This window comes from Microbacterium sp. lyk4-40-TSB-66 (genome assembly GCF_030209475.1).
Lineage (GTDB): Bacteria > Actinomycetota > Actinomycetes > Actinomycetales > Microbacteriaceae > Microbacterium.
This window is the reverse complement of record NZ_JARVRW010000018.1, coordinates 1-13,243: the sequence shown is the minus strand read 5'-3', so window position 1 is coordinate 13,243 and position 13,243 is coordinate 1. Positions and strand designations below refer to the sequence as shown.

Here is a 13,243-nt window from a genome sequence, read left to right as displayed (position 1 = left end):
GTGCGGGCGCCCGCCGCGCGCGGGCTCCGGGCACAGGCGAAGGAGGAGATTCGGCGACGGGAGGACATGTCGAGCCCACGGCATCCTCCCCTCCCGGAATCTCCTCCCCCGAGGGAAGGGGATTCGCTGGATCAGCGGGCCCGATGCAGGCCCTGCGCGATGGCCTGCACGATGAGGAGCTGAACGGACGACCAGTCCTCGACCATCTGGCGATATCCGACGCGGATGACGTGATAGCCGTTCAGGGTCAGGAGCGCGTCATGACGGATGTCGGCCCCGCGCTGCGCGCCCACGTGATGCCCGCCGTCGACTTGGAGGACGAGTTTCTCGCCGATCAGCAGGTCGACCCGGTGACCGAGGATCCACGCCTGCGGTGTGAGTCGTTCGCGTAGCCATCGCAGCCGGACGATCAGGAGGGTCTCGAGACCGGAATCCGGCAGGGGCGTGGCCCTCTCGGCGAGCGCGCGCGCTCGCGCCGTGAGGGGGTAGCGTCGCATCTCGTCGAGGGTGACGAGCTTCTTGTTCAGTGCCGAATCCCACACCGCCAGCGCCTGCTCCGCCGGAAGGCACGCGCTCACCAGACCCAGGACATTGACCACCCCGTCGACGAGGCTTTCCGGATGCCGTGGAAGCAACGGTCGCGCGCGGTGGACGCGCGTCCCGGACGCGACCACGATCCGCCCCGCGTGCGTCGGTGCCGCAACGTGGAAGACCTGCTGATCGAGGACCCACAGCCCGTGACGCGTGGCCGCGGTACAGCAGGCGAGCGTCACTCCCGCTCGCGCGGCGGCGACGAGGAGGGGGTCGGCATCCGGGAGAGCGATCCACCGTCGACGCACCCGGAGGAGAGCACCGGTCCGCACGGCCGCGGCGACGGTGTGGGGGGACGTTCCCTCGCGCTGGATCCGCGCCGACGGGGCGACCCCCTCGAGCGCGCGGACACGGTTGACGAGGGCGTCGATGCGTTGCGAGAGGGGTGAGCTCATCGAACGAGAGTGCCCGGCTGTTTCGAAGCGGCGCAGGAGCGGACGGCGCCGGCTGTGGACATCCGGGTGGGGAGGAACCTCGCGGAGCGGAGCGAGAACCGCCACTCGCCAGCGAGCGGAGGAGATTCGGCGACGGGAGGACAGGTCGGGGCCGCGGCATCCTCCCCTCCCGGAATCTCCTCCCCCGCACCCCGCAGCCCGACCGCGCACGTCTCGCCCGCATCCCACAGCCCGGCCGCGCACGTCTCGCCCGCATCCCACAGCCCAGCCGCGCACGGCGCGACCCCGCGGACCGACGGCGCACGGCGCAGCCCCGCGCAAGGCCCATCGCCTGGGGCCGGGTGCGTCTCTAAAATGTCGGCATGACGAGCGGCCAACCGGAGTGGGTGATCCGCGAGGACGCGGCTCAACCGGTGCTCATCGCGCTGTATCTGCGCCAGGTGCTCGGCATCCGCTCCCCCGAGGAACTGCCGGCTCTGCGGCGCGTACCGCCCCCGATGATCACGAGCGACACGGATGCCGCGCACGCGCAGCTCGAACGCGAGTGGCGGGGCTTCTGGGCGATGACCGTCGAACCGCAGGCGCACCCCTCACCCGTGCCGCTGGAGCTGGTGGACGGGTTCGACGGCCTGGTCGCGCTTCCCGTCGACGGCGCCGACACCTTGCGCCAGGCCATCACCGCCCACGCCGACGACGCGCTCGACTTCGCCCGGCTGGCCCACGATCGCTACGCGCGGGAGTCGGCGGCGCGTCCGGGGGTGTCGTACCGCGCCTACGCCGGCGCGATCGCCGCGCACGAGCGGACCGTGGGCAGGCGCGCGCATTCCTTCGAGCTGAACGTGCAGGTGCTACCGCTGACTCAGCGGGGCGTGTGGTGGATCGGCTCGCTCACCGTGGCGGTGACCGACGGTCTGCGCAGCGACGTCGTGGCGTTCGACACCGCGATCCACCCGATCATCGCGGAGCTGGCCTGAGGATCAGACCTCGTACTGCTCGTGATCGACCGTGACGCGGCGCGTACGACCGCTCAGGACCCGCTCGAAGATGAGGGCGACGATCGCGGCGAGCGCGACGCCCGCGACGACGCAGATGAGCGCGGTGAAGCCGAACACCTGGAGCTCGGAGTAGACCACCTGCGTGTAGGGGCTGATGTCGGATCCGTCGATCGCGATCGTCAGGATCAGGGCGACCAGGATGCCGAGGAACGCCCCGGCCGCCAGGAAGACGCCGTACTTCGGCGCGCGGCGCACGGTCGCGGTCTCGATGTCGTCGCGGATGTACACCGGTCGTTCGGGGGCGGGCTGCTCGGCCATGCGCCCATTCTCCCACCGTCGGGGTCGCAGCGGGTCGTGACCTTTTCGCGTCGAGCGACCCGCCGACCGCGGGTCGGATCGCCGGGTCTGCGACATCGCGAGACCGCGCGGAATGCGGGGGCGGGGCGAGACCGCACCGATGTGCGAGCCGGGGTGAAGATCGCTCGGGACCCACCCACGCGGCGACGCCGTCAGCGTCGGGGTGTGCGCGGCGGCGCGGTGGAGCTGCGCACGATGAGCTGCGAGGGCAGCACTGTCTCGTCCGTCGGAGTTCCGCCGACCATCGCCTGCAGCAGCAGCTCGACGGCCAGGGCGCCGGAGCGGGCGATCGGCATGCGGACGGTCGTGAGGCTCGGGGTCACGGCGCCGGCGAGGTCGATGTCGTCGATGCCGACGATGCTGACGTCGTCGGGGCAGACACGGCCGAGCTCGGCCATGCCCGCCTCGAGTCCCAGAGCGACGAGGTCGTTGTAGGCGATGACCGCGGTGGCGCCGCTCGCGACGGCGGCCGCCGCCCCGGCACGGCCACCCTGGATGGATGCCGCGTGGTGGCTCAACCGCGTCAAGCGGATGCTGAAGCGCTCGCACGCGCGGGCCACGGCGCCCACGCGCTGTTCGTCGGCCCAGGAGCCGTGCGGTCCGGACGCGTAGGCGACGTGGTCGTGACCGAGCGCCGAGAGGTGCTCCACAGCCTGCGTCGGTCCCCGCTCGGCATCCATGACCACGCATGTCGCACCCGGGAGGACGCGGTTGATGACGACGTGCGGGGTGTCGCGCACGAGGGCGAGCACCTCGTCTTCGGGGAGGCGCGGCGAGCACAGCACGAGACCGTCGGTGCGGCATCCGAGTTCGATGGCCTCGCGCTCGCGGCGGAGGTCTTCGTCGGCGTCGAACAGCACGATGCGGTGACGGCCGTGCCACGCCTGGCCCTGGATGGCCTTGAGCAGGGTCGCGTAGACGGGGTTGGCGGCATCCGGGACGACGACCGCGATCGTGCGCGTGCCCGTGGCCACCTGGGGGGTCGCGTAGCCCAGCTCGACCGCGGATCGGCGCACGCGCTCGAGCGTCGCGGGCGCCAGTCGGTCGGGTTCGCCGAAGGCGCGTGATGCGGTGGCGATCGACACTCCCGCGTGCCGTGCCACCTCTGTGAGGTTCGCCGCCATCTCCACCTCCCGTCGCCGTGTGTCCATCATCGTCCATCGTCCGATGTAAACGCTTGACAAGTTTGTACAAAGAGCTGCACACTGTTGCCATGCCGATCATCGATGATCCCCTCGAGGCGACCCGTACCGCACCCGACGGAGCCGCAGCGTCCGCCCGTCTGACCCGCGCCTCGTCCGCCGCCGTGGCCGTCCCCGTGCCGCCCGCCGCCGGCATCCTGCACCTGGGCCTCGGCAGCTTCCACCGCGCGCACCAGGCGGTCTACACCGCGGCCGCACTGCGCGCCGACGGCGGGGACTGGGGAATCGTCGGCGTCGCCTCGCGCTCACGCCGCATCGTCGACTCGCTGCACGCGCAGGATCACCTCTACGCCGTCGCGACCATCTCGCCGGAGGGCACCTCGCTCGAGATCCCGGGCGTCCACACCGATTCCTACGTCGCCGCCGACGACCCGGCACGCGTGGTCGCCGACCTCGCGGACCCGCGGATCCGCATCGCCACACTCACCGTGACGGAGAACGGCTACAACTACTCGCCCTCGAGCCAGCGGCTCGACGTCGCCGACCCGCTCGTCGCCGCCGACATCCGCGGCGGCGCCCCCCGCTCCACGATCGGGCAGCTCGCCCGCGGCCTCCAGCGTCGCGCCCAGGCGGGCGGCGAACCGATGTCGATCCTCAGCTGCGACAACCTGCTGTCCAACGGCTCGCACACCGAGAAGCTCGTGCGGGCGTTCCTGCAGGAGCTTCCGGATGCCGAGGGCGCCGACGTCCTCGCCTACCTCGACCGGGCCGTGACGTTCCCCTCGAGCATGGTCGACCGCATCGTCCCCTCGACCACACCGGAGTTCGCCGATCGCGTCGCCGCCCTCCTCGGGGTGCGTGACGACGCGCCGGTACCCGCCGAGCCGTTCACGATGTGGGCGATCGAAGACCGCTTCGCCGCGGGACGCCCGATGTGGGAGGCCGGCGGCGCCGTGTTCACCGACGAGGTCGCCGCGTACGAGCTGCTCAAGGTGCGTCTGCTCAACGGCACGCACTCGCTCATCGCCTACCTCGGCGCCCTGAAGGGTGCGGTGACGATCCCGGATGCCATCGCCCTCCCCGAGATCGAGGCCTCCGCCGCGGCCGTGCTGCGCCACGAGTACGAGCCCTCGATCACCGCGCCCGCGGGCGTCGACGTCGAGCAGTACGAACGCGAGTTGTTCGCCCGCTGGGGCAACACCGCACTGGGACACCGCACCGACCAGGTCGGCTCCGACGGATCCGTCAAGCTCGGCCAGCGCATCCCGGGTCCTGCCCTGCAGGCGCTGGACCGCGGGGAGTTCCCGCACCTCATCGCCCTCACCGTCGCCGCCTACCTCGCCTGCGTCGCGCCGCCCGCGGGTTTCGACCCGGGTCCGCACGCCGCGGCGATGAGCGACAACGCGCGCGAACGCCTCGCCGCGGGTGCCGCGCGAGGCGGCCGCGACCTCGCGGCCCGCGCCATCGTCGACCTGCACCTGTTCGGCGAGGATCTCGCGCATCGCACCGCGTTCGTCGACCGGGTCGGCGACCTGCTCGACATCATCGTGCACCGCGGCGTCGACAGCGCCGTCGCCGACGCCCTCTCGGCATCCCGCGCCCTGGCGACCACCACCCCCTGACCACCCGGCGCTCCCCGGAGCGCACACGACACGAAGGAGACGCGATGAAGCTTCTCGCGATCCACGGCGCGGAGGACATCCGCTGGGAAGACCGCCCCACCCCGGAGCCCGGCGACGGCGAGGTGCGCCTGCGCGTGCGCTACGTCGGAATCTGCGGGTCCGACCTGCACTACTACTTCCACGGCAAGAACGGCGAGTACGCCGTGCGCGAGCCCCTCACCCCCGGACACGAGCTGTCGGCCGAGGTCGACCTCGACCCCTCCGGCCGTCTCGCCCCCGGTACGCCCGTGACGGTGCACCCCGCGCGCTTCGGCCCCTCGGTCGCGGGGTTGGAGGACCGCCCGCACCTCCGCGCCGGCGGCGACTACCTCGGCAGCGCCGCAGGGTTCCCCCACCGCCAGGGCGGCGCCGCAGAACTGCTCGTCGTGGAGGAACACATGGTGCGCGTCCTGCCCGAGGGGCTGCCTCTCGAGCGCGCGGCCCTCGCGGAGCCGTTGGCCGTCGCCATCCACGCGGTGACCCTGGCCGGCGACCTCACGGGCAAGCGCGCCCTCGTCATCGGCGCGGGTCCGATCGGCCTGCTCGTCGCCGCCGCGGCCGTCCACGCGGGCGCCGCGGTCGTGGGCGCGAGCGACGTGCGACCCGAGCCCCTCGAGCGGGCGCGCACCCTCGGCGCGACCGAGACCTTCCTCGTCGGCACCGACACGATCGAGAACGAATCGTTCGACGTCGTGTTCGAGTGCTCGGGCGTGGGCGTGGCGCTCACGCAGGCCGTGCGCGCGGCGCGGCGCGCGGGCACCGTCGTGCAGGTGGGCATGCTCCCCGACGCCGAGCTCGGCGTGAACCTCGCCCCGATGCTCGCGAAGGAGCTCACCCTGCGCGGTGCGTTCCGCTTCTCCACCGAGATCGACGACGCGATCGCGATGCTGGCGTCGACCGACACCCTCGACGCGGTCGTCTCGCACGTCGTCCCCGCGACCGACGCGGTCGGCGCGTTCGCCACCGCGCGCGACTCCTCGGCATCCGCCAAGGTCCTCCTCTCCCTCTGACCCACCGACACCCGCTGTCCCAGACCCGTCATCACTACAAAGGAGTAATCCGATGAGCAGCTCTTCCGCCCCCGGCGTCGACGCGTCGACGTCACCACCCATCGCCAAGCGCTCGACCGGCGACCTCGCCCGCGCCGCCGTCTCGGGCTGGCTCGGCACCGCGCTGGAGTTCATGGACTTCCAGCTCTACTCGCTGGCCGCCGCCCTCGTCTTCAGCCAGATCTTCTTCGCCGGAGGGGATGCCGCCATGGCGGTCGTCCTCGCGATGGCCACCTACGGCGTGGGCTACGTGGCCCGCCCGGTCGGCGCGTTCTTCTTCGCCCGCATCGGCGACAAGGTCGGCCGCAAGAACGTGCTGTTCTACACGATCCTGCTCATGGGCGCGGCGACCACGCTGATCGGCGTCCTTCCGACGTACGAGCAGGTCGGCATCCTGGCTCCGATCCTGCTGGTGATCCTGCGCCTCGCGCAGGGCTTCGGCGCGGGGGCCGAGATCTCGGGCGCGGGTGTCATGCTCGCCGAGTACGCCCCCGACAACCGTCGCGGCGTCGTCGCCTCGTTGGTCGCCCTCGGCACCAACTGCGGAACCCTCTTCGCCTCGGGCATCTGGGCGATCCTGCTCGCCGTGATGATGGAGAGCGACGTCATCGCGTGGGGCTGGCGCATCCCCTTCATCGGCAGCGCCGTGATCATGGTGTTCGCCCTGTGGGTGCGCTTCAACCTCAAGGAGAGCCCCGTCTTCGAAGAGCGCACCGACGTCGTCGACGGCAAGGCGCTCTCGCGCGCCGAGCTGGAGCGCGTGGCGACCGAGACCAACGACGTCCGCACGCTCGAGTCGCTGCAGAAGAAGCCCCTCAAGGCCGTCCTCGTGTCGTTCTTCCTGCGCTTCGGCCAGGCCGGCAACTCCGGCATCGTGCAGACCTACCTCATCTCGTTCATCACGATCACCCTCGCGATCTCGAAGGAGGTCGGCCCCGAGATCGTCATCGTGTCGTCGCTGATCGGCTTCATCACGATCCCCCTCGTCGGCTTCCTCGGCGACAAGGTCGGTCGCCGCCGCATGTACATCGTGATGTCGTCGCTGTCGCTCGTGCTGATCGTGCCGACCCTGCTGCTGATCAACTCCCGCGAGGTGGGCTGGATCTTCGTCGGCTACGCGCTGATCCACAACATCTCGGTGCTGGGGCTGGCATCCATGGAGAACATCTCGATCCCCGAGATCTTCGGCGCCCGCAACCGCTACACCCTCACCGCCGTCGTCCGCGAGGTCGCCGCCATCGTCGCCACCGGCATCGGCCCGGTCGTCGCCGCCGCCTGGGTGGCCGCCGCCACGGGCAGCATCGTGCCGATCATGGTGCTCATGGGCGTCTTCACGGCGTCCGCCCTGGTCGCCGCGATCGTCGCCCCCGAGTGGACCGGTCGCGACCTGCGGGATCCCCGCCCCGCGATGTGATCCGGCGGGGCTCGCGCAGGTCGAGCCCCGTCACCCGACGGGCCCCTGTGGCCCTCGTCCGGGTGGGCCCGTGACGGCGGGCCCACCCGGCATCCCTCCCCCGCGGCGGACGACCCCTCCCCGGATGCCGCTCCGGGCAACGCCCCCGCTCGCCGCCCCCTTCGCCTCTCGACCAGGAAGTCCCTCATGAGCATCGCCTCCGTCGACGTCATCGTCACCAGCCCCGGACGCAACTTCGTCACCCTCAAGGTCACCACGAGCGACGGCGTCGTCGGATGGGGGGATGCCACCCTCAACGGCCGCGAGCTGTCGGTGGCGTCGTACCTCTCCGACCACCTCGCCTCGATGCTGATCGGCCGCGACGAGGACCGCATCGAAGACACCTGGCAGTACCTCTACCGCGGGGCGTACTGGCGCCGCGGACCGGTGACCATGGCCGCGATCGCCGCGGTCGACATGGCGCTGTGGGACATCAAGGCCAAGAAGGCCGGGATGCCGCTGTACCAGCTGCTGGGAGGCGCGAGCCGCGACGGCGTGCGCGTCTACGCCCACGCCTCGGGCACCGACTTCGAGGCCCTGGCCAACGCCATCACGGGCTACCGCGAGCTCGGTTTCACCGCCGTGCGCGTGCAGACCGGTGTGCCCGGCCTCGGTCAGATCTACGGCGTCTCGGCCGCGGGCCCGGGCGTGCGCTACGACTACGAGCCCGCGAAGCGCTCCGGCGATCGTCCGGCCGAGGAGACCTGGGACACCCGCCAGTACCTCAACCACATGCCCGGGGTCTTCTCGAAGATCCGCGAGGAGTTCGGCACCGACCTGCGCATCCTCCACGACGGTCACCACCGCATGTCGCCGATCGAGGCGGCGCGTTTCGCGAAGGACGTCGAGCCCTACGACCTGTTCTGGCTCGAGGACGCCACCCCCGGCGAGGACCAGACGGCGCTGCGCCTCATCCGCCAGCACTCCACGACGCCGCTCGCCATCGGCGAGGTGTTCAACACGGTGTACGACTACCAGACGCTCATCACCGAGCGCCTCATCGACTACGTCCGCTCCGCCGTCACCCACACCGGCGGCATCACCGCGATGAAGAAGCTGCTCGACTTCGCCGCGATCTACGGCATCCGCTCCGGCATCCACGGCCCGACCGACATCTCGCCCGTCGGCATGGCGGCGGCCCTGCACCTCGACCTCGCGATCCACAACTTCGGCATCCAGGAGTACATGCCGCACAACGAGCAGACGCTCGAGGTGTTCCAGACCTCGTTCACCTTCGACCGGGGTTTCCTGCACCCCGGCGACCAGCCCGGTCTCGGCGTGGAGCTCGACGAGGAGGCCGCCGGCGCGTTCGAGTACACCAAGGCCTACCTGCCGGTGAACCGCCTGCTCGATGGGACCGTCCATGACTGGTGAGCTGCCGTCCCGCACCGTCTCGTCGAAGCTCGTCGTCGTCGCCCGCGCGTCCGCGGCGTCGGACTACGCACCGGTGCTCGCCGCCCTCGCCGAGGCGGGCGTGCAGAGCGTCGAGCTGACCCTCACCACGCCGGGCACCTTCGACGCCTTCGCCGAGCTGCGCGCGGCGTTCGACGGCGACCTCGGCATCGGCACGGTCACGAACGTCGACCAGCTCGAGCGCGCGATCGCCGTGGGCGCCGACTACGTCGTGACCCCGATCACCTCGACCGCCCTCGTCGAGCGCGCCGTCGCCGCCGGCATGCCGATCGTCCCGGGCGGGCTCACCCCCACCGAACTGTTCGCCTCGTGGTCGGCGGGCGCCTCGGCGGTCAAGGTCTTCCCGGCCGGCCAGGTCGGTCCGGGCTACCTGAAGGACCTCCGCGGACCCTTCCCCGACATCGCCGTCGTGCCCTCCGGAGGGGTGGATGCCGACAGCGCGGCGGCGTGGCTCGCCGCCGGCGCCGTGGCGGTCAGCGTCGGCGGGCCGTTGCTCGGCGACGCGTTCCGCGGCGGCGACCTGGGTGCGCTGCGCGCACGGGCCGAGCGGTTCGTCGCGGTGTGCGCGGGGATCTCGGCGTGAGCGGCGCGTCCCCGGCGTATCGGGCCCGCACCGCGGTCTCGATGATCGACCTGTCGGTCGCGCGCGCGGCTGCGGGGGCGGCCCGCGACACGGGGGACGGCTCGTGAGCCGCGTCGTCACCCTCGGCGAGACCATGGCGCTCGCCCGCACGACGGAGATCGGCTCGCTGCGTCACGCCGCCGGCCTCGCGCTCGGCATCGGCGGGGCCGAGAGCAACGTCGCCGTGGGCCTCCGGCGCCTGGGCGTCGACACCGGCTGGCTCGGCCGCGTGGGCGACGATCCCCTCGGCGAACGCATCGCGCGAGAGCTGCGCGGAGAGGGCCTCGACGTACACGCGCTCGTCGACGCCGGGGCGGCCACCGGTCTCATGATCAAGGAGCGTCCGTCCGCGGCATCCACCGCCGTCCACTACTACCGACGCGGTTCGGCAGGGTCCCGCCTCGCACCCGGCGACCTGCCGGCGCGCTGGATCGAAGATGCCGACCTGCTCCACGTCACGGGCATCACCCCGCTGCTGTCGGGCACGGCGCACGACACGGTTCTCGCCGCCGTCGATCGCGCCCGCGCCGCGGGTGTACCGGTGAGCTTCGACGTGAACTACCGCTCGGCGCTGGCCGCCCCCGACGTCGCCGGGCCGCTCCTTCGCGAGATCGCCGAGCGCGCGACGCTGGTCTTCGGCGGGGTCGAGGAGTTCGCCCTGCTGACCCCGGATGCCGCCGACTCCCTGCTCGCGGCGGGCGTCGAGCAGGTGGTGGTCAAGCGCGGCCCCGCGGGAGCGGCGGTGTTCACCTCGACGGGCGTCACCGAGGCCCTCGGCTTCGTCATCGACCCCCTCGACACCGTCGGCGCCGGAGACGCGTTCGTCGCCGGCTACCTCAGCGCCCACCTCGAGGGACTCGACGTCGCCGACGCCCTCGTGCGCGCCAACGCCTGCGGGGCGATGGCGTGCCTCGTGCCCGGCGACTGGGAGGCAGCCCCCACCCGCCGCGACCTCGAACGGTTCCTCGCCGGCGGCGGCGACCCGGTTCGACGCTGACGTCGGGCGGTGCGCGGGCGCGGGCGCGGCGGGCGCGGTGCGCGGCGGGCGCGGTGCGCGGCGAGCGCAGTGCGCTTCAGGCGCGCCGCGCGGCGGGGGCCGTGCTTCGAGCGCCTGCGCTGTGCGCGGCGGGCGCGGTGCGCCGCGGGCGCGGTGCGCGTCGTGCGGCGAGCGCCGAGCGCCGAGCGTCGAGATCGCCTGCCATTGACGAAACCGCACGCGTTTCGCCGCAATCGACGGCGGTCTCGGCGAAAGAATGCGTTCTCGGCCGCCTCAGCGCCGCCGCGCCGCCGTGGGCTACGGCCGCAGCGGGAGCAGCGCGCTGATGTCGGCGCGCACGCCGGAGGCCACGATTCGGCCCGCGGTCGTGGCATCCGTCCAGTGCTCCTGACCCGTCGCGACGGCGATCCAGGTGGCGGCGTCGGTCTCGACGACGTTCGGCGGAGTACCGCGCGTATGGCGGGGACCCTCGATCACCTGCACGGCGCCGAACGGCGGCACCCTCATCTCGACCGAGTTGCCGGGCGCCTTCTCGGCCAGCAATTGCAGCAGGTAACGCACGGCCGTGGCGGTCGCCGTGCGCGGGGCGTCGCCGGCGGCGACGGCGGCGAGGGCTGCGCGGCCGTCTCCGGTCTCGATGCGGCGGGGAGGCATGGCATCCACGCTACCCGCGGGCGTCCGCTCGACGGCCAGCCGAACACAGCGCACAATTTCAGCGGCCCGACCCCGCGGCGGCGCTCCGTCCGGCCCGCTCCGCACAGTTCTCCTGCGCCGTGTCCCGGCCGGCGCAGGTCACTCGCCCGACCGCAGCGATCGGGGCCCTCCCTGTCGGCAGGGTTCCGTGGAACAGGAGCGGTCGCGTCGCGGACACGACGCGGGACATCCGCTGCGCCGTGCATGCTTCGGAGCAGCCGGTGCCCGCGCGTCCCTCGTGTGATCCTGCGTCGTGTCCAGCGCCGCCGGGGCCTCGATCCCGCGCTCGGTAGGCTGAGCGAGTGAGAATCCTGGTCCTCGGTTCGGGCGCGCGCGAGCACGCCATCATCCTCGCCCTGCGCAGCGAAGCAGAGACGCACGCGATCTTCGCCGCGCCGGGCAACGCGGGCATCGCCCGTGAGGCGCACCTGGTCGACCTCGATCCGCTCGACCCCACCGCTGTGCTCGAGTTCGCCAAGACCGAGGCGGTGGATCTCGTCGTCGTCGGACCCGAGGCACCCCTCGTCGCCGGCGTGGCCGATCCCCTGCGCGCGCACGGCATCCCCGTGTTCGGTCCGGGCAAGGCCGCGGCCCAGCTCGAGGGCTCCAAGACCTACGCGAAGCGCATCATGGATGCCGCCGGCGTCCCCACCGGACGTTCGGCGCGCGCCGGTGACCTGGCGGCCGTCGAAGCGGCGCTCGATGCCTACGGCGCCCCCTACGTGGTGAAGGCCGACGGCCTGGCCGCGGGCAAGGGCGTCATCGTCACCTCCGACCGCGCTGCCGCGATCACCCACGCCGAGACCTACCTGCCCACGGGCGCGGTGCTCATCGAGGAGTTCCTCTCGGGCCCCGAGGTCTCCCTCTTCTTCCTCAGCGACGGAGACCACGTCGCCCCGCTCAGCCCCGCGCAGGACTTCAAGCGCCTGCGCGACGGCGACGAGGGCCCGAACACCGGCGGCATGGGCGCCTACTCCCCGCTGCCGTGGCTCACCGACCGCTTCGGCGGCGAAGACGAATTCGTCGACCATGTCACCCGCGCGATCGCCGAACCCGTGATCCGGCAGATGGATGCCGAAGGCACACCCTTCATCGGACTGCTCTACGCGGGACTCATCCTCACCGAGCAGGGCGTGAGGGTCATCGAGTTCAACGCCCGCTTCGGCGACCCCGAGACGCAGGTCGTGCTCCCCCGCCTGGTCGACCCGCTGTCGCGTCTGCTGCTGGCCGCGGCATCCGGCACCCTGGAGGACGAGCCTCGCCCGGCCTTCGCCGACGCCACGGCCGTGACCGTCGTCCTCGCGAGCGAGGGCTACCCCGAGGCGCCCCTCACCGGCCGGGTGCTCACCGGCATCGACCGGGCCGAAGAGGTCGACGGCGTGCACGTAGCCCACGCCGCCACCGCGCTTCAGGGCGGCGAACTCGTCGCCACGGGCGGGCGCGTGCTCAGCGTCGTCGCCACCGGCACGACGTTCGCCGAGGCGCGCGCTGCCGCGTACGAAGGCCTCGAGCGCATCAGGCTGGACGGCGGGCAGTTCCGCACCGACATCGCCGCGCGCGTCGCGCAGGACTGAGCGCTCCGCCGCTTCGTACCGTCGGAGCGGGGGCCATCCCACGCCGGGAGCGGAGGACATTCCGGCAACGGAGGACCTAGGCCCGGCATCCCTCCTCCCGTCCCGGAATCACCTCCCCTCCTCGCCGGAGGCCCGACCGCGGCCGCGAGCGGAGGACATCCCGGCAGCGGAGGACCCACGCCCCGGCATCCCTCCTCCCGCCCCGGAATCACCTCCCCTCCTCGCCGGAAGCCCGACCGCGGCCGCGAGCGGAGGACATCCCGGCAGCGGAGGACCCACGCCCCGGCATCCCTCCTCCCGC

The 13,243-nt window shown here is 72.4% G+C and carries 12 protein-coding genes; 8 read left to right on the top strand and 4 right to left on the bottom strand.

Annotated features, from left to right (window positions below):
• Positions 1-131 precede the first annotated feature (131 nt).
• Entirely contained in the window at positions 132-986 is an 855-nt protein-coding gene (locus tag QRO03_RS16035; protein ID WP_285138494.1) for a DUF559 domain-containing protein, read from the bottom strand.
• Between the two features lie 362 nt (positions 987-1,348).
• On the opposite strand from QRO03_RS16035, the gene QRO03_RS16030 reads away from it, so the two are divergent.
• Positions 1,349-1,960 (top strand): zinc-binding alcohol dehydrogenase, encoded by a 612-nt coding sequence (locus QRO03_RS16030; protein WP_285138493.1) that lies wholly within the window; start codon positions 1,349-1,351, stop codon positions 1,958-1,960.
• Between the two features lie 3 nt (positions 1,961-1,963).
• Here the strand turns inward: QRO03_RS16030 and QRO03_RS16025 are convergent, their stop codons facing one another.
• On the bottom strand, positions 1,964-2,299 hold the full coding sequence (locus QRO03_RS16025) for a potassium transporter Trk (protein WP_285138492.1): 336 nt from the start codon (positions 2,297-2,299) through the stop codon (positions 1,964-1,966).
• A 191-nt stretch (positions 2,300-2,490) separates the two neighbouring features.
• Positions 2,491-3,492: a LacI family DNA-binding transcriptional regulator gene (locus QRO03_RS16020; RefSeq protein ID WP_285138491.1), complete on the bottom strand. Its 1,002-nt coding sequence runs from the start codon at positions 3,490-3,492 to the stop codon at positions 2,491-2,493.
• A gap of 59 nt (positions 3,493-3,551) precedes the next feature.
• Here QRO03_RS16020 and QRO03_RS16015 point away from each other — a divergent pair, with 59 nt between their 5' ends.
• From QRO03_RS16015 to QRO03_RS15990, 6 genes are all read left to right on the top strand, one after another.
• Complete coding sequence (locus QRO03_RS16015; RefSeq protein WP_285138490.1) at positions 3,552-5,102, top strand: mannitol dehydrogenase family protein; 1,551 nt, start codon at positions 3,552-3,554, stop codon at positions 5,100-5,102.
• 44 nt (positions 5,103-5,146) lie between these two features.
• Positions 5,147-6,151 carry an L-idonate 5-dehydrogenase gene (locus QRO03_RS16010; protein WP_285138489.1) on the top strand — a complete coding sequence of 335 codons (1,005 nt, stop codon included), beginning with the start codon at positions 5,147-5,149 and terminating at the stop codon, positions 6,149-6,151.
• A gap of 52 nt (positions 6,152-6,203) precedes the next feature.
• Positions 6,204-7,604: an MFS transporter gene (locus QRO03_RS16005; protein WP_285138487.1), complete on the top strand. Its 1,401-nt coding sequence runs from the start codon at positions 6,204-6,206 to the stop codon at positions 7,602-7,604.
• Positions 7,605-7,790: 186 nt separating this feature from the next.
• Positions 7,791-9,017 carry a D-mannonate dehydratase ManD gene (manD, locus tag QRO03_RS16000; protein ID WP_243497128.1) on the top strand — a complete coding sequence of 409 codons (1,227 nt, stop codon included), beginning with the start codon at positions 7,791-7,793 and terminating at the stop codon, positions 9,015-9,017.
• Positions 9,007-9,639: a bifunctional 4-hydroxy-2-oxoglutarate aldolase/2-dehydro-3-deoxy-phosphogluconate aldolase gene (locus tag QRO03_RS15995; RefSeq protein ID WP_285138486.1), complete on the top strand. Its 633-nt coding sequence runs from the start codon at positions 9,007-9,009 to the stop codon at positions 9,637-9,639. Before manD ends, QRO03_RS15995 begins: the two co-directional genes overlap by 11 nt.
• A gap of 103 nt (positions 9,640-9,742) precedes the next feature.
• Positions 9,743-10,675 carry a sugar kinase gene (locus QRO03_RS15990; RefSeq protein ID WP_285138485.1) on the top strand — a complete coding sequence of 311 codons (933 nt, stop codon included), beginning with the start codon at positions 9,743-9,745 and terminating at the stop codon, positions 10,673-10,675.
• Between the two features lie 297 nt (positions 10,676-10,972).
• Here QRO03_RS15990 and QRO03_RS15985 read toward each other — a convergent pair whose 3' ends face one another.
• Positions 10,973-11,329: a sterol carrier family protein gene (locus tag QRO03_RS15985; protein ID WP_285138484.1), complete on the bottom strand. Its 357-nt coding sequence runs from the start codon at positions 11,327-11,329 to the stop codon at positions 10,973-10,975.
• A 341-nt stretch (positions 11,330-11,670) separates the two neighbouring features.
• On the opposite strand from QRO03_RS15985, the gene purD reads away from it, so the two are divergent.
• Positions 11,671-12,942 carry a phosphoribosylamine--glycine ligase gene (gene purD / locus QRO03_RS15980; protein ID WP_285138483.1) on the top strand — a complete coding sequence of 424 codons (1,272 nt, stop codon included), beginning with the start codon at positions 11,671-11,673 and terminating at the stop codon, positions 12,940-12,942.
• Positions 12,943-13,243: the final 301 nt, after the last annotated feature.

Excerpts from the sequence above, each read along its gene's own strand:
- QRO03_RS16020 (WP_285138491.1), bottom strand. The coding sequence starts at position 3,492 with ATGATGGACACACGGCGACGGGAGGTGGAGATGGCGGCGAACCTCACA.
- QRO03_RS16025 (WP_285138492.1), bottom strand. The coding sequence starts at position 2,299 with ATGGCCGAGCAGCCCGCCCCCGAACGACCGGTGTACATCCGCGACGAC.
- QRO03_RS16005 (WP_285138487.1), top strand. The coding sequence starts at position 6,204 with ATGAGCAGCTCTTCCGCCCCCGGCGTCGACGCGTCGACGTCACCACCC.
- QRO03_RS16015 (WP_285138490.1), top strand. The coding sequence starts at position 3,552 with ATGCCGATCATCGATGATCCCCTCGAGGCGACCCGTACCGCACCCGAC.
- QRO03_RS15985 (WP_285138484.1), bottom strand. The coding sequence starts at position 11,329 with ATGCCTCCCCGCCGCATCGAGACCGGAGACGGCCGCGCAGCCCTCGCC.
- QRO03_RS16035 (WP_285138494.1), bottom strand. The coding sequence starts at position 986 with ATGAGCTCACCCCTCTCGCAACGCATCGACGCCCTCGTCAACCGTGTC.
- manD (WP_243497128.1), top strand. The coding sequence starts at position 7,791 with ATGAGCATCGCCTCCGTCGACGTCATCGTCACCAGCCCCGGACGCAAC.
- QRO03_RS15995 (WP_285138486.1), top strand. The coding sequence starts at position 9,007 with ATGACTGGTGAGCTGCCGTCCCGCACCGTCTCGTCGAAGCTCGTCGTC.
- QRO03_RS16010 (WP_285138489.1), top strand. The coding sequence starts at position 5,147 with ATGAAGCTTCTCGCGATCCACGGCGCGGAGGACATCCGCTGGGAAGAC.
- QRO03_RS16030 (WP_285138493.1), top strand. The coding sequence starts at position 1,349 with ATGACGAGCGGCCAACCGGAGTGGGTGATCCGCGAGGACGCGGCTCAA.